Raw genomic sequence first — 21,406 nt, forward strand, 5'->3', positions numbered from 1 at the left:
CGACTGCGGTTGCGCCGCGGGCCGGCCCCTGGTCGGAAGGGACGCCCGCGGCCCCCTCAACTCTGGTTGAAGAAGCCGCCGTTGCGTGGGCCGCGGGTCTCGCCGGTGACGACCTTGTAGTCGGCGGGGGTGAGCAGGAACACCCGGGTGGCGACCCGCTCGATGGAGCCGCGCAGGCCGAAGGTGAGGCCGGCGGCGAAGTCCACCACCCGCTTGGCGTCGGAGGACTCCATGGCCGTCAGGTTGACGATCACCGGGACGCCGTCCCGGAAGAGTTCGCCGATGCCGCGTGCGTCGCGGAAGGAGGCCGGGGTGATCGTGGCGATGCGGGTGCCCTGGTGCTCGGCGGCCTCGTCGGCTACCCGGACCCGGGGGTCGGTCACCCAGGGGTTGCCACCCGAGTCGGCGGACTCGGGCCCCTCGGCGTAGTCATCGTCGTAGTAGCGCTCGTCATCGTTGTCGTCGACGAGGCCCAGCCAGGCGCTCGCCTTGCGTACCGATCCCATTGACGCCTCCTCTCACCCGCGGCGTGTGCGTTCCGTTCGCCCTATCGTCGTCCATGAGGGCGAGGGTGTGCCAAGCGGATAGCGGCCGCACGGGGGGTTCGTGACATATCTGGTGCAAAGAGGGTGGTGCGCCGTCAGCCCGCGTGCCCTGGCGGTGAACTGACAGTACGAAAGGCATCACGGTCGGTACCCGTATCGGTGATGTCGACAAGTTGACGGCGTCGGAGGGATTCGACTGCGGAGTAGGTTCGGGCGTGGGACCAGGGCATATGTCCGGGGTCTGGGCAACGCTGCGCGATATAGCCCGATGATCGGGTGACTGACCCAACGGAGTGTCGTTGACACCGGAACAGAAAAACCTCTGTTCCTCTACATTCACTCCGAAAGATCAGCACGTGACTACACCGATCACGGAGGAGCGCATCCCGCGCCTCCGCAGGGCGTTCACGGCGACGGTCGTGGCGCCCCGCACCATCCGCGCCAAGCTCATCCGCATCCTCGCGGTGGCCCTGGTGATACTCCTGGCGCTCCTGGGCTACTCCGCCGCCCGACAGCTCGGCGACTACGAGAACGCCAGCACCACCGCAGCCGACGCCCACCTCTCCGACGCGCTCCAGGGCTTCATCCACGAACACCAGAAAGAGCGCGGCCTGACCACCGGCTACGTGGGCGGGATCGCCGAGTTCCACGACCGGATGCTGGCGCAACGCAAGCTCACCGACCAGGCGCTGGCCCAGGTGCAGCAGGAGTTGGCGGACCGCCAGGACAGCGCCGCCGAGGCTGTGCGCCAGGGCCTGGGCCGGGTCGACGCCCTCCAGGGCATCCGGACCGCGGCGGACCGCGGCACCGGGCAGGTCGAGCGCACCTACGACTACTTCACCGCCACCAACACCGCGCTGAACCGCATCGGGGCCGGGCTGGTCGAGGTCCGGGACGCCCAGCTGCGGGCCGACTACCAGGCGCTGCAAGTCCTCGGCACCGCCAAGGAGTTCACCGGCCAGGAGCGGGCCATCGTGCTCGGCTCGCTGCACGCCGGGCGGTTCATCGGCGACGACTACACCCGCTTCATGACCACCCGGTCCGGGCGGCTGGCCTCGCTGGAGGAGTTCCCGGAGTGGGCCAGTCCCCGCCAGGAGCGCCGGGTGCAGGACGCACTGGCGACGCCGTCCGCCCGGGAACTGTTCGGCTACGAGAAGCAGATCGTCGCCGGGCGGGGCACCCTGCCGAGGGACGGGCAGGTGCCGCCGGCCGCGTGGTACGACTCCGCCACCGCCACCATCAACGGGCTGCGCACCGTCCAGATCGCCCTCGGCGCGGACATCAAGGACCGCGCGACCGTATTGGAGAGCGACGCCGCAGGGACCCTGGCGCTGTTCGCGGCGCTCGCGGTCGGTTCGGTGCTCGCCCTGGGGACGCTGGCCGTGGGCGCGGCCCGTTCGGTCGCCGGGCCGCTGGGCTCGCTGACCCGGCAGGCCCGGGAGGTCGCCGGGGAGCGGCTGCCGGCCGCCGTGGCCCGGGTCCAGAACGAGTCCGGCAAGCCGGAGCCGCTGCGACCGCTGACCGTGCCGCGCGGCGCGGGCACCGAGGTCCAGCAGATGGCCGACGCCTTCGACCAGGTGCAGAGGGTCGCCTACGACCTCGCCACCGAGCAGGCCGTACTGCGCCGCAACGCCACCGAGTCGCTGGTCAACCTCGGCCGCCGCAACCAGAACCTGGTCCGCCGGCAGATCAGCTTCATCAACAAGCTGGAGCACGAGGACGCCGACCCGACGACGCTCGCCAACCTCTTCGAGCTGGACCACCTCGCCACCCGGATGCGGCGCAACGCCGAGAGCCTGCTGGTGCTCGCCGGCGAGGCCAGCCCGCGGACCTGGGCCACTCCGCTGTCCGTCACGGACGTGGTCCGGGCGGCGCTCTCCGAGGTCGAGGACTACCGCCGGGTCAAGCTGCGCCGGGTCGACGCCGCCTTCCTCAGCGGCACGGTGGTCTCGGAGATCTCCCACCTGCTCGCCGAGCTGATCGAGAACGCGCTGAGCTTCTCGCCGCCGGACACCGACGTGGAGGTCGAGGGCCGCCGCACCAGCGCCGGCTACCTCGTCGCGATCGTGGACCACGGCACCGGCATGGACGCCCAGGCGATGGCCGAGGCCAACGTCCGGCTCTCCGGGGCCGCCAGCTTCATGGCCGAACCCACCCGGTTCCTCGGCCACTTCGTGGTCGGCGCACTGGCCCGCAAGTGCGGGATCGAGGTCCGCCTCGGGGAGGCGCCGGCCGCCGGCACCGTCGCCCGGGTGCTCATCCCGGCCGCGCACCTCGCGGAGTCGGCCGCGGCGCCGGTGGTCCCCGCCGTACCGGAGAGGCCGGCGCGGGCCAAGGCGAAGGTGAAGGAGAAGGAGAGCGCGGTGCCGGACGAGCACGCCACGGCGGCGGACGGTGGTGCGGACGCCGCACGGCCGGACGCCGCACGGCCGGGTACTGCACGGCCCGTGGCGGGCGGCGAGCGGTCCGCGCCGCTGCCCCGGCCCCGGGAGGCGGGGGCGGAACGGGAGTCCGGGGCCGCCGCGCCGGCCGGGCCGCGCGGGGCCTCGGCGGCCCGCACCCGCAACGGACTGGTCAAGCGGGCCAAGCGCAGCGCCATCCAGTCGGCGGTCGAGGAGGCGGCGGCGCCGCGTTGGCAGCAGGAGGCCGCATCGACGCCGGACCGTTCGCCCGACGAGGTCTCCGGCATGCTCGCCACCCTCCGCAGCGCCCATATGCGCGGCGGGATCAGCGTGGAGAAGGAGCGCGAGCGGGCCACGGAGCGGGAGCGGGGGGCCGGCGGCCGGGGTGTGCCGGGCCGCGGGCAGGACGAGCAGGCGGAGCGGGCGGAGCAGGCCGCGACGAAGGGGGACCAGAAGTGAGCGTCGATCTCCACAACGATTCGCAGACCTTCAACTGGCTGCTGGCCAACTTCGTCCGCAAGACGGACGGGGTGCGGGACGCGGTGGCGGTCTCCTCGGACGGCCTGCTGGTCGCCGTGTCGGAGGGGCTGAACCGGACCGACGCGGACCATCTGGCCGCGGTGGTCTCGGGACTGTCGAGCCTGGCCCGCAGCGCCTCGCGGCGCTACGAGTTCGACGGCGTCAAGCTCATCATGATCGAGATGGGCCGCGGTTTCCTGCTGGTCTCGGCGATCCGGGACGGCAGCTGCCTGGGCGTGCTCGCCGACTCGACCGGTGAACTGGGGCTGGTCGGCTACGAGATGGCGGTCCTGGCCGAGCGGGCCGGGGATCTGCTGAACCCGACGCTGATCGCGGATCTGCGGCAGGTACTGCCGCGATGAGCGAGGAAGCCGAGGAGGACGCGCTGTTCGTCCGGCCGTTCATCATGACCGGTGGGCGGGCCGAGCCGATGCACGACGGCCTGCGGCTGGAGACGCTGGTCGTGGCGGTGCCCGAACCTCCGCCGGCGACGCTGGAGTTCGAGCGCCGTCGGATCGTGACGCTGTGCGCGCAGCCGACGACGGTGGCCGAGGTGGCCGCCGGGATCGGGGTGCCGCTGGGCGTCGCCAAGGTGCTCATCGCCGACCTCGTCGTCGGTGGACTGCTGGTCTGTCAACAACCCAAGGAGCTGCCGCTCCATGTCCTGGAGAGGATCAGGGACCATGTCAGGGCGCTCTGAGAAGGCCGCACCGCTCGCCGTGAAGATCGTCATCAGTGGTGGGCTGGGCGTCGGCAAGACGACGTTGATCGGTGCGATCTCCGAGATCGAGCCGCTGGACACCGAGGCCGCCATCACCCAGGTCTCGGTCGGGGTGGACTCGCTCGTCGGCGTGGAGAACAAGACCACCACCACGGTGGCGTTGGACTTCGGCCGGATCACCCTCGACCCGTCGATCGTGCTGTACCTCTTCGGTACGCCCGGCCAGGACCGTTTCTCGTTTCTCTGGGACGACCTGGTGGAGGGCGCGCTGGGGTCGATCGTGCTGGTCGACACCCGGCGCATCGAGGACTCCTTCCCGGCGCTGGACTTCTTCGAGGAGCGCGGGATGCCGTTCGTGCTGGCGGTCAACCACTTCGACGGTGCGCAGCAGTTCGCGCTGGAGGAGGTCCGGGAGGCGCTGGGCATCGACGGCGCGGTGCCGGTGATCGCCTGTGACGCCCGGGAGCGGGCGTCGGTGCGCGATGTGCTGGCGGCGTTGATGGATCAGGTCGTGCTGCGCCACGCGGCCGGCGGTGTGCCCCGGGTGGGGGCGCTGGCCCGCTGAGCGCTGGCGGGCCGTGCGGGGCGGGTGGGCGCGGAGGTCCCCCGGCTGACGGCCGGGGGAGGGCCGCCCGCCCCTTGGGTGTCCGTGGCCGGTGTGGCGGACCGTCCGGTCAGCGGATTTCCGGCGGGCTGATCCGGGAGGTCGCCAGGGCCGAGGGGCCGGTGCCCCACTTCTTCAGGATCCGGTCGTACGTCCCGTCCTTCTTCAGTCGGTTGACCGCGGCCTGGAAGGCGGGGGCCAGCGGTGTGCCCTTCTTGAAGGCGAAACCGACGTCCAGGCGTTTGAACTCATTGAGGAAGCGCAGCCCCGGCTGCTGAGTGACGGCGTAGCGCAGCCCGTTGATGGTGCTCATCACCACGTCGCTGCGGCCCTGTTGGAGCGAGATCCACAGGGCGCCCTGGTCGGCGTAGGTCTTGACGTCGTAGGGCTGCTTCCCGGCGTCCTTGCACAGGTGCGCCTTCTCCTCCAGCGTGGTCTCGAAGGTGGTGCCGGCGCCGGTGGCCACCGTCAGGCCGCACAGCTGGGTCAGTGCGGTGATCTTCTTCAGTGGGCTGTCCCGGCGGGCCGCGAAGCCCTGGCCGTCGTTGATGTAGGTGACGAAGTCGAGGGTCTTGCGGCGTTCGTCGGTGACGCCGAAGTTGCCGGTTCCCACGTCGTACTTGCCGCTGCCCAGCGCCGGCAGGATCGCCTCGAAGCTGGCCACCTCCCGGGTGAGTTTGAGGCCGAGGACCTTGCCGACCGCGTCCGCGAAGTCGATGTCCTGGCCGGCCAGGGTCTTGCCGTCGGGCAGGTAGGTGGCGCCGGGTGGGGTGCCGACGCTGCTGGCCAGGGCGAGGGTGCCGCGGGCGCGGACATCGGCGGGCAGCAGCCGGGCGGCGGCCGGGTCCTTCCGTACGGCGGAGACCACGTCGGTGGTGGGGACCTCGGCGTTCGCGGCCGGTCCGGCGTCCTGGGTGCCGGAGGCCGTGCCGTCCGCGCCGCAGCCGGTGACCGCCAGGGCCGCGGTGGCCAGGAGCGCGGCGGTGCGCAGCGCGGTGCGGGAGGTACGGGTGGTGGTCATGGGCGCGGGATCTCCAGGTGCTTCTCGAACGGCAGCGGGCCGATCGACTCCGGGTCGGCGGTCAGGTCGAACAGGGGGCGGTAACCCGCCGCGAGGTAGAGGTGTTTGGCCTCCGGCTGGCGGGGGCCGGTGGTGAGGTGGATCCGGGTGTAGCCGCGGCCGGCGGCGTGCTGCTCCAGGGCGGTCAGGACGCGGCGGGCCAGTCCGCGGCGTCGGTGCGCGTGGTGCGTCCAGATCCGTTTGAGCTCGGCGGTGTCCGGGGCGTAGCGGCGGTAGGCGCCGCCGGCGATCGGGCTGCCGTCCTCCAGGAGCAGCAGGAACGCGCCCCCGGGCGGGGCGAATTCCGCGGCCGGGTACTCCTGGTCGAGGTCGACGGGCCGGCCGTACCGGGTGGTGTATTCGTGGGTCAGCTCGTCCAACAGGGGGCGGGCGAGCGGGTCGGTGACGGTGGTGTGATGGATCGTCAGGCGGCCCGCACGGGGCGGCCGTGGCGCGGCGGTCATCGGGCGCCTCCGTGGTCAGTGGCAGCGCTCGACGGCGTACGAGCGTGCCGGATGAACAAAGGGGGGCGAAGACGGGGGAAAGGGTAGAGCGAGGGAGGGGTGCGCCGGGAGGCGGCGCGGGTGTGAAGGCGCGCGGCGGGAAGGAAGGAGAACCGCGGAATCGGCCCGGCCTGGAGCGGCGGGCCTCAGGGGCAGGGGGTCAGCTCAACAGGAGGACGACCACACGCGACCGAAGTCGATGTGGTCCCGGGTGACCAGCCGCTGCCATGGATGCATACGGCTAAGTGGAACAGGCATCCGTTTCCGCGTCAACCGCGAAGTGATCCATCGCTCAGAGTGCGACCGGCGGGCCGGACGCCCTTGACAGCGAGCCGTGTTGACCCCATAGCCTCAAGGGCCGGTCGTGCTGAGGGGCGCGGCCCGTATCTGCCTGTGTGAAGGCGCTCGACTCCCGTGATCGATCTGACGCGTATCCACGGAGCCTTCGCATGCCTTCCGACACCCTCGACGCCCCTGCCGTGTCCGCGGCGCCGCCCGCCGAGCCGGCGCCGCCCGCCCCGCGCATCGTGCCGCGCCGCCGCTTCGGCCAGTGGACGACCGCCGCCGTCCTCCTCGTCCTGCTGGTACTGGCCCTCGCCTCCGTCGTCCGCAACCGCGCCTTCCAATGGGACGTGGTCGCCGACTACTTCCTGACCTCCGCCGTACTGCGCGGCCTGGGCCTGACGCTCTGGCTGACCGTCGTGGTGATGGTGCTGGGCTTCGCGCTGGGCACCCTGCTCGCGGTCCTGCGGCTGTCCGGCAACCCCGTGCTGCGCGGCATCGGTTGGGGCTACGTCTGGCTGTTCCGGTCGATGCCGATCCTGGTGCAGCTGTTGTTCTGGTTCAACATCGGGGCGCTGTACCCGGTCGTCCTCGGCGTCAAGACCGTCAATCTGCTCTCGCCGGTCGCCGTCGCGGTCATCGGACTGACCCTGCACGAGGCCGCGTACGCCGCCGAGGTGGTTCGCGGCGGCATCCTCTCCGTCGACAAGGGCCAGTTGGAGGCCGCCCAGGCGCTGGGGCTGGGGGCCGGGCGGCGGTTGCGCCGGATCGTGCTGCCGCAGGCGATGCGGTCGATCGTGCCGCCGGCCGGGAACATGCTGATCGGCACCCTCAAGGGCACCTCCATCGTCAGCGTCATCGCCGTCCAGGACCTGCTCTACTCCGTCCAGTTGGTCTACCACCGCACCTACCAGGTCATCCCGCTGCTGCTGGTGGCGACCCTCTGGTACGTCCTGGTCACCTCGGTCCTCAGCGTCGGCCAGCACTTCATCGAGCGGCATTACGCCCGCGGGACGGCCGGTGCCCGGTGAGCCCGGCCGCGCGGAACCGGGTCCGGCCGTCCGTGGTCATCGTGGGCGCCGGCCCGCGGGGCACCGGAGTGCTGGAGCGGATCGCCGCCAACGCCCCCGAGCTGTACGGCGACGCGCCCCTCGACCTGCACCTGGTCGATCCGCATCCGCCCGGCGGCGGCCGGATCTGGCGCCGTGCGCAGTCCCCGCTGCTGTGGATGAACTCCATGGCCGAGGACGTCACCATGTTCACCGACGAGACCGTCGAACAGGCCGGTCCGGTGCGGCCCGGTCCCTCGCTCGCCGAGTGGGCCCGCGCGGTGCGGGACGGGCGGCTGGCCGCCCCGTCCGGTCTCGCCGACGACGTGGCGGCGCTGGGCCCGACGGACTTCGCCGGGCGGCGGCTCCAGAGCGGCTACCTCCGCTGGGTCTACGAGGACGCGGTGGCCGCGCTGCCGCCGCGGGTCACCGTGCACGAGCACCGGGGGACCGCGCTGCGGGTCTCCGGGCCGCGCGAGGGGCGGCAGCAGGTGTGGTTGGCGGGCCGCCCCGCACCGCTTCCGGCAGACCTGGTGGTGCTGACGTTGGGTCACCTGGAATCCCAACCGCGGTCGGAAGAAAGGGAGTTGACGGATTTCGCGGACCGGAGCGGGCTGACGTATCTGCCGCCGGCGTTCACCGCCGACAGCGACCTGAGCGCGCTGCGGCCCGGCGAACCGGTCCTGGTGCGCGGCTTCGGGCTGGCCTTCGTCGACCTGATGGTGCTGCTGACCGAGGGGCGCGGCGGGACGTACACCACCGGCGGCGACGGGGAGCTGACCTACCACCCCTCCGGCCGGGAACCGGTGCTGCACGTCGGGTCCCGGCGCGGCGTCCCCTACCACTCCAAGATCGGCTACCCGCCGTCCGGCGCACGGCCGCCGCTGCCGCGGTTCTTCGGCCCCGCCGAGGTCGACGCACTGCTCGCCCGGCCCGGGGGGATCGACTTCCAAAGGGACGTCCGGCCGCTGATCGACAAGGAGTTGGGCTTCGCCCACTACCACCGGCTGTTCACCGCGCACGCCGCGCGCACCCGGATGGCGTGGCCGGACTTCGAGGAGAAGTACGCCGCCGCCGACCCCGGCAGCGCCGCCCTCCAGGCCCTGGTCTCCGCCGCCGTCCCCGACCCGGCCGACCGGCTCGACCTGGAGGCGCTGGACCACCCGTTGGACGGGATCCGCTACGCCGACGGCGCGGCCCTCCAGGCGGGGCTGCGCGGCCATGTCGAGGCCGACCTGGCCCGCCGCCACGACCCCGCACACAGCCCCGACCTGGCGGTCTTCCTCGCGCTACTGTCGGTCTACGGCCAGCTGATCCGGCTCGGCGACCACGGGCCCTGGTGGCACGGCTTCTTCAGCTTCCTCGCCTCCGGGCCGCCCGGGCCCCGGCTGCGGCAGCTGCTGGCGCTCTCCCGGGCCGGGGTGGTGCGCTTCCTGGGCGCGGGGCTCACCGTCACCGCCGACGAGGCCCGCGGGGTGTTCCGGGCCGGGTCCGCCAGCCTGCCGGGGGAGTGGACCGAGGCCCGGGCCCTGGTGGAGGCGCGGTTGCCGGAACCGACCGTGGCCCGCACCCGGGACCGACTGCTCGCCGCGCTGCACGCCGACGGCGCCCGCGCCACGGCCGGCGGCCTGCTGGCCGTCGACCCCGCCGACGGCCGGATCCTGGACCTGGCCGGCCGCCCGCACCCGCGCCGGTTCGCCCTCGGCCCGTACACCGACGCCCGCGGCAGCGGTGCCTTCACCCGCCCCCGCACCAACGCGCCCGCCTTCCGGCAGAACGACGCGAGCGCGCGAGCCCTGCTCACCTTCCTCCGTGACCGCACCGCCCCACCGGTACCGGTCCCCGCACTCACCCCGAGGACTGACGATGCCGCTGACCAGTGATTCCGCCGTCACCCGTGAGCCCCCCGCCGGATCCGCCGCGGCCGGCCGCCCCGTCCCACAGGGCGCCGGACCACCGGAGGCGGACGACCCGACGGCCCTGAAGATCGTCCCGGTACGCCACCCCTGGCGCTGGGCGGGGGTCGCGGTGACCGCGGTGCTGCTCGCCCAGTTCGCGCACGGCCTGATCACCAACCCGGCATGGCAGTGGGGGGTGTTCGCGCGGTTCTTCGCCAACGGCACGATCCTGAAGGCGGTCTGGGTCACCCTCCAACTGACCGTCTACGGCACCGCCCTCGGCTTCGCGCTGGGCCTGGTGCTGGCCCTGATGCGGCTGTCCGCCAGCCCGTTCCTGCGCTGGGTGGCGTTCGGCTACATCTGGGCGTTCCGCTCCATCCCGCTCATCGTCCAGCTGCTGTTCTGGTTCAACCTCGCCTACCTCTACCGGCGGCTGGACTTCGGGATCCCGTTCGGCCCCGGCTTCTTCCACTTCGACACCATGGGACTGGTCGGTGCGATGGGCGCGGCGGTCCTCGGGCTGGCGCTGCACCAGGCCGCCTACGCCGCCGAGATCGTCCGGGCCGGCGTACAGGCCGTGGACGCCGGCCAGTTGGAGGCCGCCGCCGCGCTCGGGCTGCCCCGGCTGCGCCGACTCCGCCGGATCGTGCTGCCACAGGCGATGCGCTCGATCCTGCCGAACGCCACCAACGAGGTGATCTCGCTCTTCAAGGGCACCTCGATCGTCTCCGTGATGGCGATCGGCGAACTCTTCTACCAGGTCCAGGTCATCTACGGACGGAACGGCCAAGTGGTGCCCCTGCTGATGGTCGCCACCGCCTGGTACATCCTCCTCACCACCGTGCTCTCCGTCCTTCAGTACTACGTCGAACGTCACTACGCCAAGGGGGTCGCGCGATGAGCGCCATGGTGGAAATCCGGTCCGTCCACAAGAGTTTCGGCGCCACCGAGGTGCTGCGCGGCATCGATCTTCAGGTCGCGGCCGGCGAGGTGACGGTGGTGCTCGGGCCGTCCGGTTCGGGCAAGTCGACGCTGTTGCGCACCATCAACCACCTGGAGAAGGTCGACAGCGGCTGGATCAGCGTCGGCGGGGCGCTGGTGGGCTATCGGAGGTCCGGCGACCGGCTGTACGAGCTGCGGGAACGGGAGGTCCTCAAACAGCGCACCGGCATCGGCTTCGTCTTCCAGAACTTCAACCTCTTCCCGCACCTGACGGTGTTGGAGAACCTCGTCGAGGCCCCGATCGCCGTACAGCGCCGCCCGCGCAAGGAGGCCGAGGCCGCTGCCCGCCGCCTGCTCACCCGGGTCGGCCTGACGGAGAAGGCGGACGCCTACCCCAAGCAACTCTCCGGCGGCCAGCAGCAGCGGGTCGCCATCGCCCGGGCGCTGGCCCTGGAGCCCACCCTGCTGCTCTTCGACGAACCGACCTCGGCGCTCGACCCCGAGCTGGTCGGCGAAGTCCTCGACGTCATCCGGGACTTGGCGCACCAGGGCACCACCATGATCGTCGTCACCCATGAGATCGGCTTCGCCCGAGAGGTCGCCGACACCGTCGTCTTCATGGACGGCGGGCGGATCGTCGAGCAGGGCCCGCCCGGGCAGGTGCTCGACCACCCGCGCCACGAGCGCACCCGGTCCTTCCTCTCCAAGGTGCTGTGACCGTGCCCGCCGCGCCCACCGAGCGCCCTGGGTACGCCGCACCCGCCGCCCCCGCCATCCGCGTACCGCCCGTACCGCCCGTACCGCTGTCGAGGAGACACCCCGTGATCCGCCGTACGCTCGCCGCCGCCCTCGCCCTCGCCGCCGGCTCCGTCCTGCTCACCGCCTGCGGCTCCGGCGATGCGGCGAGCACGGAGGTCAGCGCCGGGAACCACGGCCCGAAGATCAATATCGGCCCCGAGCAGCACCGCATCCGCGGGACCAAGGACCCCAAGAGCGCCGCGCTGGTGCCCGCCCGGGTCCGGGAGACCGGCGAACTGCGGATCGGCGTGGGCGCCGAGAGCAGCCCCCCGCTGAGCTTCTACGCGACCGACGACAAGACCCTCATCGGCGTCGAGGAGGACCTGGCCACCCTCGTCGCCGACACCCTCGGACTGAAGCCGCACTTCGAGCCGCTGTCCTGGGAGAACCTCTTCGTCGGCCTGGACAGCGGCAAACTCGACGCGGTCTTCAGCAACGTCACCGTCACCGAGGAGCGCAAGGACAAGTACGACTTCGCCACCTACCGGCTCGACCAGCTGGGGATGGAGGTCAAGAAGGGCAGCGGCTGGAAGGTCCGCGGCGCCCAGGACGTCGCGGGGAAGACCATCGCGGTGAGCTCCGGCACCAACCAGGAGAAGATCCTGCTCGACTGGAGCAGGACGGACGAGAAGGCCGGCCGCAAACCGGTGGACATCAAGTACTTCCAGAAGCCCTCGGACGTCTACCTCGCGCTCCAATCGGGCCGGATCGACGGCTACTTCGGCCCCAACCCGTCCGTCGCCTACCACGTCGGCGTCGCCGGCCAGACCGAGATCGCCGGCACCTTCTCCGGTGGCGGCGCCCACCTCCAGGGCGAGATCGCCGCCACCACCCGGAAGGGCAGCGGCCTGGTCACGTCGTACGCCGCGGCCCTGACGAAGGTCATCGACGACGGCCGCTACGCCAAGGTGCTGGCCCGCTGGGGGCTGACCGGCGAGGCCGTCGCGACCTCGCGGATCAACCCGCCCGGCCTGCCCAGGACCGCCAACTGACCCGGCGCCCCGGCCCCGTACCGCACAGGAAGGCCCACCCCATGCCCGAACCCCACCACCCGCTGCGGCTGGCCGTCGCGCTGGACACCCCGCAGGTCCCGCCCCGCTACGACGCCGCCCACCACACCGCCCTCGCCCGGCTCGCCGAACGCGGCACCCTGGACTTCGTCACCCTCGGCGACCGCTTCGGCGGTCCCGGCCCGGACGCGCTCGCGGTGCTCGCCCGGATCGCGCCCGCCACCGAACGGATCGGGCTGGTCCCCACGGTGACCACCACCCACACCGAGCCGTTCCACGTCTCCACCGCCGTGGCCACCCTGGACTGGGTCAGCCGCGGCCGGGCCGGTTGGACGGTGGAGGTGTCCACCACCGAGGCCGAGGCCGCGCTCGTCGGGCGGCGTCCGGCCGCCCCGGCCGCCGAGGTCTGGCCCGAGGCCGATGAGGTCGCCGACGTCGCCGGGCGGCTGTGGGACAGCTGGGAGGACGACGCGGAGATCCGCGACCTGGCCACCGGCCGCTTCGTCGACCGCGACAAGCTGCACCACGTCGACTTCACCGGCCGCGCCTTCTCGGTCCGGGGGCCGTCCATCGTGCCCCGGCCGCCGCAGGGCCGTCCGGTGACCGTCGTCGAGGTGACCGGGGACACCGGCGAGCCGGACGACGGAGGTCCCCTCGGCCTCGGCGGAGCCGAGAAGGTGGCGGCGGCCCGCCGGGAGGTGGCCGCCGCCCGGGCCGATGTCGCACTGGTCCGGGCCGAGGACCCGCAGACCGCCGGCGCCGCCCGCGCCGAACTGCACGCCCGCGCCCTGGCCCACGGCCGCGACCCCGGCCGGCTGCTGGTGCTGGCCTCGCTGCCGGTCGAGCTGCACTCCCCGGCCGACGCGGCCGGACTCGCCGACCTGCTCGGCGACTGGTTCGCCCAGGGCGCGGCCGACGGTTTCCACCTGCGCCCCGCCGACCCCGACCGGGACCTGACCCGACTCGTCGAGGGCACCGTCCCGCTCCTGCGGGAACGCGGACTGCTCCGCCGCTCCTACGAGGGCACCACCCTGCGCGCGCACCTCGGTCTGCCGCGCCCCGCCAGCATCTACGCCCGCGCCCGGGAGGCCAGTCGATGAGCCCGGAACCCCGTCCCCGCAAGCAGATCCACCTCGCCGCGCACTTCCCCGGCGTCAACAACACCACCGTCTGGGCTGTCCCGCCCGCCAGCCCGACCACCACCCCTGGCCGAGACGCTGCGCGTCACCCCTCTCTCGGCAGCCAGATCGACTTCGCCTCCTTCGTGCACCTGGCGCGCACCGCGGAGCGCGGCCTGTTCGACTTCTTCTTCCTGGCCGAGGGGCTGCGGCTGCGCGAGCACAAGGGGCGGATCCACGACCTCGACGTGCTCGGCCGGCCCGAGTCGCTCACCGTGCTGAGCGCCCTGGCGGCGGTCACCGAACGCCTGGGCCTGGCCGGCACGGTCAGCGCCACCTTCAACGAGCCCTACGAACTCGCCCGCCGGCTCGCCTCGCTGGACCATCTCAGCGGCGGCCGGGCGGCCTGGAACGTCGTCACCACCTCCGACGCCTTCACCGGGGAGAACTTCCGGCGCGGCGGCTACCTCGACCGCGCCGACCGCTACACCCGCGCCGCCGAATTCCTCGCCACCGCACGGGAGTTGTGGGACTCCAGACCGATCGGCGAGCCACCGCGCCCGGTCGACCACCGCGGCCGGCACTTCACCGTCCGGGGCGAGTTCGGCGTCCCGCGCAGCCCGCAGGGCCACCCCGTCGTCATCCAGGCCGGGGACTCCGCCGAGGGACGGGAGTTCGCCGCCTCCGCCGCCGACGTGATCTTCACCCGGCACAGCGGACTGGAGGCCGGCCGGGCCTTCTACGCGGACGTCAAGCGCCGGCTCCCCGCGTACCGGCGGCGGCCCGCCGACCTCAAGATCATGCCGGGGGTCACCTTCGTCCTCGGCGACACCCCGGCCGAGGCCCAGGAGCAGGCCGCCGAGATCCGCCGGCAGCAGGTCTCCCCGCAGAGCGCACTGCTCGCGCTGGAGCAGGTGTGGGGAGTGGACCTGTCCTCCTACGACCCCGACGGGCCGCTGCCGGACATCGACCCGGACCCCGACGGCGAGCTGGCCCAGGGCCGGGTCCGGATCGCCGACCCGAAGGCGGTCGCCGACAGGTGGCGGGAACTCTCCCGCGCCAAGGGGCTGTCCATCCGGGAGACCGTCATCGAGACCACCGGGCGGCAGTCCTTCGTCGGCACCCCGGAGAGCGTCGCCCGCGAGATGGATGCCTTCGTGCAGAGCGACGCCGCCGACGGTTTCATCCTCGTGCCGCACCTCACGCCCGGCGGGCTCGACCCGTTCGTGGCGCGGGTCGTCCCGCTGCTCCAGGAGCGCGGCGTGTACCGCACGGAATACACCGGGAACACCCTGCGCTCCCATTTGGAACTGCCGGATCCGGTCCGCCCCACACGGAAGGACTGAGCTGACCAGCAGCACCCTCCCCAGCCGGACGCCGTCGAGGCGCGGCAGGAGTGGCCGGAGCGACCGGAGCGGCGCGGCGGGCACCGGGTCGTGGCCACCCGGCCGTCGTCACCTGACCGTGGTGACCGGGCCGTCGTCACCTGGCCGTGGTCACCCGGCCGTATGGTCCGCCCGCGCCAGGCCAGGGCGCGGGCGCCAACGGCGAAGGTCCCCTCCCCGTGCGGGGAGGGGACCTTCTGGTGGAGCGCCCGGCAGGCCTTGCACCTGCATTTCCCACCGGATGGTGGACGTCTTTCCATGATCATATCGGATCGGCGAGGCCGCTTCGCACACCTGACCACCGGGAGCGGGCCGGCTACGGTGCCGGGGCGCAGCCGACCGTCGAGTCCGGGTGCCCTGCCGCGATCTTGGCCAGGGCGTCCTTCTCGGCGCGGTCGGCGGTGAGGGCCCAGCGGAGTTTCGTCGAGGCCCGGTCGGTGGTGTAGGCGCAGGTGGCGTCCTTGGGGCGAGGGGGCCGGAGTTGACGGTGGCGAGAAGGACCGCCGGAGTGCGGACACGGCGTCCACCGCGCTGAAGTCGCCGACCATCTCGCCCTACCGCCAAAGGTGTCCTCGCCCGAAGCAGCCACGGCGCGCCCTGCGCGAGACGCACGCGTATGCACTACCTCATGTCGCATGGACCTCACAGCCCTGGCAGAGATCACCCACGACGCCGACCGCAAGCGCCCGGCCCCGGGAGCTTCCACGGATCGCCGTCGCGTTCTTCGACTCGTTGCGGTTCCCCTGATGGCCGCCCTGTTCTCGCTCGGAGCGACCTCCGTTGCCTCCGCGGACACCGGCGCCGACCAAGGCGGGGGCTACGAAACGAACCTTGGCGCCTTGGTCGGGATCGGGATCTGAAAGAGCCTCAGCTCAGTCAGCTCGGTCGGCGCCATCGGTGGAACCGTTCTGCCGGTGCGTCGCCGAACTACCGCCACAATCCGGTCCGTTCCTCCCTGTGGGCCGGTCGCGCCTCCGTGCTAAGTGGGGAAGGGCGAGGGGACTGGGGCGGCGCGTCGGGGGCGCGCGGCGGGGTGGTGTGCGGGGTGTGGGATCGGGGCGGCCCTCTTGCGCCGCGGGGGTCGGGCGCCGGACACTCCCGCTCAGCGAGCGTTTGTCAGGGGCACGCAAAGACCGCGGGGGGTCTCCCCGCATGCGCCCGCGTGCCCTTCGGCTGCGCCTCACGGGCCGCCCGCCGGCGGCCCCCGATCCCCCTCGGAGGAATCAGTGAGGAACGAGCGCACCACCCCCCGTAGCGGCGTGGCGAGACGCACCCGGCTGATCGCCGTGGCGTCCGGACTGGTGGCCGTCGGCGCCATCGCCCTCCCGACCGCCGCCGGCGCCCAGACCCCCGCCCCCGTCACGACGTTCAGCGCCGCCCAGCTCACCGCCGCGGGCAACGCGGTCCGCACCGCGGACGTCGCGGGCACCGCCTGGCGGGTCGACCCGGCGACCCACACCCTGGTCGTCACCGCCGACAGCACCGTCTCCAAGGCCCAGATCGCCAAGATCCAGCAGGCCGCGGGGAGCAACGCCGGCGCGGTCCGGATCGAGCGCACCGCGGGCAGGATCCGCAAGCTGATCTCCGGCGGCGACGCCATCTACGCGCCCAGCTGGCGTTGTTCGCTCGGCTTCAACGTGCGCAGCGGCAGCACCTATTACTTCCTGACGGCCGGTCACTGCACCGAAGGCAAGCCGCCCTGGTACACCAACTCCTCCGACACCACCAGCATCGGGCCGACCACCGGCTCCAGCTTCCCCGGCAACGACTACGGCATCGTGAAGTACACCAACGCCTCGGTGGCGCACGCCGGTACGGTCGGCAGCCAGGACATCACCAGCGCCGGGAACCCCACGGTCGGCCAGACGGTCACCCGTCGCGGCTCCACCACCGGCACCCACAGCGGCAAGGTCACCGCCCTGAACGCCACGGTGAACTACGGCAGCGGCGACATCGTCTCCGGCCTCATCCGGACCACGGTCTGCGCCGAGCCCGGTGACAGCGGCGGTCCCCTCTACGCGGGCACCAAGGCGCTGGGCCTGACCTCCGGCGGCAGCGGCGACTGCACCAGCGGCGGCACCACCTTCTTCCAGCCCGTCATCGAGGCGCTCAGCGCGTACGGCGTGAGCGTCTACTGACCGGCTGAGGCCGATCGGTCGCGATGGCAGGAGGGTCCCCGCCGACCGGCCGGCGGGGGCCCGACAGCGGGCCCGCCGCGAGCCTCGACCGGCCTGCGGGCCGGGCCTACCATGGAGGCAAAAGCGACTGAACGCGACGTATCCGTACACGACCCGTACGCGTCGCAACGGCACACGTCAGGGAGCCGTGATGGTCGGAGAACTGGTAGCGGCCGGGGTGGCGCTGGCCTCCGCGGGAACGGTCTATGTGATGGCCGCGGCGCGCGTGGTCAAGCAGTACGAACGCGGTGTGGTGCTCCGGCTGGGGCGGCTGACGTCCCCGGTGCGCGGTCCGGGCTTCACCATGATCATCCCGGCCGTCGACCGGATGCGTAAGGTCAACATGCAGATCGTCACGATGCCGGTGCCCGCCCAGGAGGGCATCACCCGGGACAACGTCACGGTCCGGGTGGACGCGGTGGTCTACTTCAAGGTCGTCGACGCCGCCGACGCCATCGTCGAGGTGGAGGACTACCGCTTCGCGGTCTCCCAGATGGCCCAGACCTCGCTGCGGTCGATCATCGGCAAGAGCGAGCTGGACGACCTGCTGTCGAACCGCGAGAAGCTCAATCAGGGCCTGGAGCTGATGATGGACTCCCCGGCCATCGGCTGGGGAGTGAGCGTCGACCGGGTCGAGATCAAGGACGTCTCGCTGCCGGAGACGATGAAGCGCTCGATGGCCCGCCAGGCGGAGGCCACCCGGGACCGCCGGGCCCGGGTGATCAACGCCGATGCCGAGCTCCAGGCGTCCCGGAAGCTGGCCGAGGCCGCCGCGGCCATGTCCGACCAGCCCGCGGCGCTGCAACTGCGGCTGCTGCAGACCGTGGTGGCGGTCGCCGCCGAGAAGAACTCCACCCTCGTCCTGCCCTTCCCCGTGGAGCTGCTGCGGTTCCTGGAGCGCTCCGGCCTCCAGGCCGAGGCGCAGACCGTACAGGTGGAAGCGGAGACCCAACGGGCCCGTGCGCAGCGGGCGGCCAGCGGTGACGCCGGCCCGCCGCCGGCCCCGGCCCAGCCCCCGGCTGCGGCCCCGACTCCGGCCCCGGTGGAGAACGGCCACGTCAGCGACGTCCTTCCGGCGCTGGAGGACCTCCCGGAGGCCGAGCGCCTCGGGTAGCGGCCCGCTGTAACACCGTCACAGACGCCCGTCGTACCGCGGTACGACGGGCGTCTGTCGCTGCCCGTCGCTGCCCGCCGTCCGTGCGGCCGGCGCCGGGCCCGCGGCCGGGCGTGGAATTCCGGGGACGTTTTCCGGACAGCCGTGGCCCTCACACTTCGGGCGCCGCCGACCGCTGCGCGTGCCCTCTGATGTCCGCACTCAGGACTCCGGTGCGCGCATATCGGCGTGAACGACATGTGGTGAAAACGTGAACTCCCGTACCTGAGACCGGAACCCGGTCTTGTGCACGAGTGGGACGGGTGGGAATACTCGGCTCAGTTGGCATGGACGCGACTCCCCGCGGTGGCTGCCACGGGGCCGACCCGTCTGTGCTCGGTACCTCACACCTCGCTCTTGGGCCCGCATGACTCCCCACAGTCCGGGCCCATCCCCCCACGGGAGGCTCTGAGTTGACGCACCGACGCATACCCCACCGCCGCGCGATGCTGGCCAGCGCGGGCGCGCTCGCGCTCGCCGCCACCGCGACCGTCACCCTCGCCAACGCCCATGCGGCTCCGGCCCCTTCGGTGGCCAAGCTCTCGCCGGCCGCCGCGACCACCCTGGCGTCCCAGTTCAAGACCGGTACGGCCGGCGCGTTCTACGACGCCACGGCGCAGAAGCTGGTCGTCAACGTCGTGGACGAGACGTCCGCCGCGACCGTCCGGGCCAAGGGCGCTGAGGCCAGAATCGTCAAGCACTCGATGGCCCAGCTCGACGCGGCCCGGCGGACGCTGACCGCCAAGGCGACCATCCCCGGCACCGCCTGGGCGATGGACCCCAGGGCCAACAAGGTCGTGGTGACCGCCGACCGCACGGTCAAGGGCGCCAAGCTGGACCGGCTCACCCAGGTCGCCAAGGGCCTCGGTGACACCGTCGAAATCCGCCACAGCAAGGGCGAGTTCAAGCCCCTCATCGCCGGCGGCGACGCGATCTGGGGCAGTAGTGCCCGCTGCTCGCTCGGCTTCAACGTGGTCAAGGACGGCCAGCCGTACATCCTGACCGCCGGCCACTGCGGCAACGCCGTCCAGGAGTGGTCCGACCAGCAGGGCGGTCAGACGATCGCGACCACCGAGACGTCCAAGTTCCCGGGCAACGACTACTCGATCGCCAAGTACACCGGCAGCACCGACCACCCCAGCGAGGTCGACCTCTACAACGGCAGCACCCAGAAGATCACCAAGGCCGCGGACGCCACCGTCGGCGAGAAGGTGAAGCGCAGTGGCAGTACCACCCAGGTGCACGACGGCACCGTCAAGGCGCTGAACGCCAGCGTCAACTACCAGGAGGGCACGGTCGACGGGCTGATCCAGACCGACGTCTGCGCCGAGCCCGGTGACAGCGGCGGCGCCCTCTTCGACGGCGAGAGCGCCCTCGGCCTCACCTCCGGCGGCAGTGGCGACTGCACCAGCGGTGGCGAGACCTTCTTCCAGCCGGTTCCGGCCGCCCTCCAGGCGACCGGCGCACAGATCGGCTGACCCCCGCCGACCGGCCCCCGGCCGACGGCAGACACCGGCCCCCGGACGCGCTCCTCGTCCGGGGGCCGGTTTCCGCCGTCGGCCGGGGCCGCCCTGCCGCCACGCTCCTGAGGTCACCTCGGGAAGCGTTCGGGGGCGGGTCAGAACTCGAAGACCGAGCCCTTGCCGCCCGCCATCGCGCAGGGGTTGGCGAAGACGTGCGTGTAGTCGACTCTGCGGCCCTGCCAGACGCCGTCCGCGGTGACCAGGATCGGGTCCCACTCCTTCGTACACAGCCGGTCGCCGGCCGCCGCGTTCTGGGTCACCGCGTCGAAGTTGCCGGCGACCGCGCGGAGTTGGGCGCAGGCGGACTTCGGGGCCGGGTGGCTGCCGGAGGCCCCCGGCATACAGCTGAGCGTCACCGCGCGATCCACCGTGGCGGTCGCCCAGGTCTCGCCCTGACCAACCGTCAGTACCAGCTCGGAGGCGGCGTAGAGGCCGCCGGTCCGGGCGGGCTTGGCCGGTGCGGCGACGGCCTGCGCGGTGGTGGACAGCGCGCCCAGAACCAGCGCCGTACCGATCGCTATCGCCCCAGTGATGTACCGCATGACGAACACTCCCTTGCTCGTAGGTGCAGATGCCGGACGGGAGTCTGGCCCAACCGCATCTCAAACGCACGCGGTCCGATCACTTTCGGTCGATAGGTGAAAGCTGAGGGTAATGGCGCGAATGCGCCCGGCGGCGGGGGAGCGGGGTGCTCGGGGGTGGTGTGCGGCCAGCGGGGATGGGGGTCCTCCGGTGGCGCCAGGGGCGCCCCGGGGAGAGGGGATCCGGCCGCCGACCGGCCGTTCGGGCGGGCTTCGATCTCCGGCGATTGGCCGAAGGGCGGGGCCTTTCCGGCCCGGCGATCCTGGTCTGCCGGGCGGCGGGGCTAGGCCCTGTCGTCGCCGCGGAGGTCGCCCGTGCTGTCGTGGTCCGTGCTGTCACGGTCAGTACCGTCGTGGTCCGTGCCGCCGGGGTGCCCGTCCAGGTCGGGCAGTCCCGCGGTGAGCGCCCGCATGCCGCGGGCGACCAGCTCCGCGGGGCCGTGCGGGCCGTCCGCTCGCTCGTCGCCCGCGGCCCACTCCTCGACCGCGACCCGCATCGCGGTGTTCGCGGCGGCCGCGGCCAGCCGCACCTCCAGCCGTCCGGCGCCGGTGAGCCGCGCCAGTACCGCCCGCAGCTCCTCCTCGGAGTCGTGGTGGACGCGGTGCCAGACCGCGCGCAGCGCCGGGTCGCCGGGCATCGCCCGCAGCAGCCCGCGGGTCCAGCGCAGGGCCTCCGCGGCCGCTTCGTCGGTGGGGGTCAGGGCCCGGCGGGCGGCCTGCTCCAGTGCCGCCCGGGCCGGCGGTGCGTCCGGGTCGGCGGTGGTGGCGGCCAGGTCGTCGATCCACTGCCGGACGCCGACCGCGAGCAGTGGGGCCACCGCGTCCTCCTTGGTCCGGAAGTACCGGTAGAAGGTGCGCAGGGCGACCCCTGAGGTGCGGGCGATCTCGTCGGCGGTGACCCCGGGGCCGCGCTCCGCGAACAGGGCCGCCGCGGTGCGGGCGATCTCCAGTTGGGTCTCGGCCTTGCGGCGCTCGGTGAGGGAGGGACGCGCGGGGGTGGGCGCGGCTGTGGTGCGCGGTGCGGTGGGCATGGGCCCAGCTTACGGAGCGCAGTGGCGCATCGGCATGACATGCGAATATGGCACATCGTGCCAAGTGGGCGTACGGTGCGGACAGAGCCCCAAGAGGCACGTCGC

21 protein-coding genes are annotated in these 21,406 nt (G+C 72.6%); 15 read left to right on the plus strand and 6 right to left on the minus strand.

The window, feature by feature from the left end; translation table 11 throughout:
* Positions 1 to 56 precede the first annotated feature (56 nt).
* Entirely contained in the window at positions 57 to 506 is a 450-nt protein-coding gene (locus tag ACFVT2_RS19465; RefSeq protein ID WP_390019209.1) for a cell division protein SepF, read from the minus strand.
* A 395-nt stretch (positions 507 to 901) separates the two neighbouring features.
* On the opposite strand from ACFVT2_RS19465, the gene ACFVT2_RS19470 reads away from it, so the two are divergent.
* The 4 genes from ACFVT2_RS19470 to ACFVT2_RS19485 are packed head-to-tail and all read left to right on the plus strand — an operon-like array spanning position 902 to position 4,752.
* Positions 902 to 3,406: a nitrate- and nitrite sensing domain-containing protein gene (locus ACFVT2_RS19470; RefSeq protein ID WP_390019211.1), complete on the plus strand. Its 2,505-nt coding sequence runs from the start codon at positions 902 to 904 to the stop codon at positions 3,404 to 3,406.
* The gene (locus ACFVT2_RS19475) at positions 3,403 to 3,828 is read left to right on the plus strand and encodes a roadblock/LC7 domain-containing protein (protein WP_100607090.1); all 426 of its coding nucleotides are present in this window, start codon (positions 3,403 to 3,405) and stop codon (positions 3,826 to 3,828) included. Before ACFVT2_RS19470 ends, ACFVT2_RS19475 begins: the two co-directional genes overlap by 4 nt.
* Complete coding sequence (locus ACFVT2_RS19480) at positions 3,825 to 4,166, plus strand: DUF742 domain-containing protein (RefSeq protein ID WP_390019214.1); 342 nt, start codon at positions 3,825 to 3,827, stop codon at positions 4,164 to 4,166. Before ACFVT2_RS19475 ends, ACFVT2_RS19480 begins: the two co-directional genes overlap by 4 nt.
* Positions 4,150 to 4,752 carry an ATP/GTP-binding protein gene (locus ACFVT2_RS19485; protein ID WP_390019217.1) on the plus strand — a complete coding sequence of 201 codons (603 nt, stop codon included), beginning with the start codon at positions 4,150 to 4,152 and terminating at the stop codon, positions 4,750 to 4,752. The genes ACFVT2_RS19480 and ACFVT2_RS19485 overlap by 17 nt, the downstream gene beginning before the upstream one ends.
* Before the next feature lie 109 nt (positions 4,753 to 4,861).
* On the opposite strand, the gene ACFVT2_RS19490 is transcribed toward ACFVT2_RS19485, so the two are convergent.
* The gene (locus ACFVT2_RS19490) at positions 4,862 to 5,812 is read right to left on the minus strand and encodes an ABC transporter substrate-binding protein (RefSeq protein WP_390019220.1); all 951 of its coding nucleotides are present in this window, start codon (positions 5,810 to 5,812) and stop codon (positions 4,862 to 4,864) included.
* On the minus strand, positions 5,809 to 6,315 hold the full coding sequence (locus ACFVT2_RS19495) for a GNAT family N-acetyltransferase (RefSeq protein WP_390019223.1): 507 nt from the start codon (positions 6,313 to 6,315) through the stop codon (positions 5,809 to 5,811). Before ACFVT2_RS19495 ends, ACFVT2_RS19490 begins: the two co-directional genes overlap by 4 nt.
* Before the next feature lie 488 nt (positions 6,316 to 6,803).
* Between ACFVT2_RS19495 and ACFVT2_RS19500 the strand changes: the two genes are divergently transcribed.
* The 7 genes from ACFVT2_RS19500 (at position 6,804) to ACFVT2_RS19530 (ending at position 14,797) form a co-directional block, all read left to right on the plus strand.
* Positions 6,804 to 7,667 carry an amino acid ABC transporter permease gene (locus ACFVT2_RS19500; RefSeq protein WP_390019225.1) on the plus strand — a complete coding sequence of 288 codons (864 nt, stop codon included), beginning with the start codon at positions 6,804 to 6,806 and terminating at the stop codon, positions 7,665 to 7,667.
* Entirely contained in the window at positions 7,664 to 9,568 is a 1,905-nt protein-coding gene (locus ACFVT2_RS19505; RefSeq protein WP_390019228.1) for an FAD/NAD(P)-binding protein, read from the plus strand. The genes ACFVT2_RS19500 and ACFVT2_RS19505 overlap by 4 nt, the downstream gene beginning before the upstream one ends.
* A complete protein-coding gene (locus ACFVT2_RS19510; protein ID WP_390019230.1) occupies positions 9,552 to 10,484 on the plus strand; it encodes an amino acid ABC transporter permease in 933 nt (310 codons plus the stop codon). Before ACFVT2_RS19505 ends, ACFVT2_RS19510 begins: the two co-directional genes overlap by 17 nt.
* Positions 10,481 to 11,242, plus strand: a complete 762-nt coding sequence (locus tag ACFVT2_RS19515; RefSeq protein WP_390019232.1) for an amino acid ABC transporter ATP-binding protein — start codon at positions 10,481 to 10,483, stop codon at positions 11,240 to 11,242. Before ACFVT2_RS19510 ends, ACFVT2_RS19515 begins: the two co-directional genes overlap by 4 nt.
* A 104-nt stretch (positions 11,243 to 11,346) precedes the next feature.
* Positions 11,347 to 12,315 (plus strand): ABC transporter substrate-binding protein, encoded by a 969-nt coding sequence (locus tag ACFVT2_RS19520; RefSeq protein WP_390019235.1) that lies wholly within the window; start codon positions 11,347 to 11,349, stop codon positions 12,313 to 12,315.
* A 41-nt stretch (positions 12,316 to 12,356) separates the two neighbouring features.
* Positions 12,357 to 13,433 carry an LLM class flavin-dependent oxidoreductase gene (locus ACFVT2_RS19525; protein ID WP_390019237.1) on the plus strand — a complete coding sequence of 359 codons (1,077 nt, stop codon included), beginning with the start codon at positions 12,357 to 12,359 and terminating at the stop codon, positions 13,431 to 13,433.
* Positions 13,430 to 14,797 (plus strand): LLM class flavin-dependent oxidoreductase, encoded by a 1,368-nt coding sequence (locus ACFVT2_RS19530; protein WP_390019240.1) that lies wholly within the window; start codon positions 13,430 to 13,432, stop codon positions 14,795 to 14,797. Before ACFVT2_RS19525 ends, ACFVT2_RS19530 begins: the two co-directional genes overlap by 4 nt.
* A gap of 355 nt (positions 14,798 to 15,152) precedes the next feature.
* On the opposite strand, the gene ACFVT2_RS19535 is transcribed toward ACFVT2_RS19530, so the two are convergent.
* Positions 15,153 to 15,425 carry a hypothetical protein gene (locus tag ACFVT2_RS19535; RefSeq protein ID WP_390019242.1) on the minus strand — a complete coding sequence of 91 codons (273 nt, stop codon included), beginning with the start codon at positions 15,423 to 15,425 and terminating at the stop codon, positions 15,153 to 15,155.
* A 46-nt stretch (positions 15,426 to 15,471) separates the two neighbouring features.
* Between ACFVT2_RS19535 and ACFVT2_RS19540 the strand changes: the two genes are divergently transcribed.
* From ACFVT2_RS19540 to ACFVT2_RS19555, 4 genes are all read left to right on the plus strand, one after another.
* Positions 15,472 to 15,696 carry a hypothetical protein gene (locus tag ACFVT2_RS19540; protein WP_390019244.1) on the plus strand — a complete coding sequence of 75 codons (225 nt, stop codon included), beginning with the start codon at positions 15,472 to 15,474 and terminating at the stop codon, positions 15,694 to 15,696.
* 366 nt (positions 15,697 to 16,062) lie between these two features.
* Positions 16,063 to 16,974 (plus strand): S1 family peptidase, encoded by a 912-nt coding sequence (locus tag ACFVT2_RS19545; RefSeq protein ID WP_390019246.1) that lies wholly within the window; start codon positions 16,063 to 16,065, stop codon positions 16,972 to 16,974.
* A 190-nt stretch (positions 16,975 to 17,164) separates the two neighbouring features.
* The gene (locus tag ACFVT2_RS19550; RefSeq protein ID WP_390019249.1) at positions 17,165 to 18,127 is read left to right on the plus strand and encodes a slipin family protein; all 963 of its coding nucleotides are present in this window, start codon (positions 17,165 to 17,167) and stop codon (positions 18,125 to 18,127) included.
* A gap of 485 nt (positions 18,128 to 18,612) precedes the next feature.
* Positions 18,613 to 19,644: a S1 family peptidase gene (locus ACFVT2_RS19555; protein ID WP_390019399.1), complete on the plus strand. Its 1,032-nt coding sequence runs from the start codon at positions 18,613 to 18,615 to the stop codon at positions 19,642 to 19,644.
* Between the two features lie 140 nt (positions 19,645 to 19,784).
* On the opposite strand, the gene ACFVT2_RS19560 is transcribed toward ACFVT2_RS19555, so the two are convergent.
* Both ACFVT2_RS19560 and ACFVT2_RS19565 read right to left on the minus strand, forming a co-directional pair.
* Positions 19,785 to 20,231, minus strand: a complete 447-nt coding sequence (locus ACFVT2_RS19560) for an SSI family serine proteinase inhibitor (protein WP_390019251.1) — start codon at positions 20,229 to 20,231, stop codon at positions 19,785 to 19,787.
* A 323-nt stretch (positions 20,232 to 20,554) separates the two neighbouring features.
* On the minus strand, positions 20,555 to 21,301 hold the full coding sequence (locus ACFVT2_RS19565; RefSeq protein WP_390019254.1) for a TetR/AcrR family transcriptional regulator: 747 nt from the start codon (positions 21,299 to 21,301) through the stop codon (positions 20,555 to 20,557).
* Positions 21,302 to 21,406 lie beyond the last annotated feature (105 nt).

This window comes from Streptomyces sp. NPDC058000 (assembly GCF_042886435.1).
GTDB lineage: Bacteria > Actinomycetota > Actinomycetes > Streptomycetales > Streptomycetaceae > Streptomyces.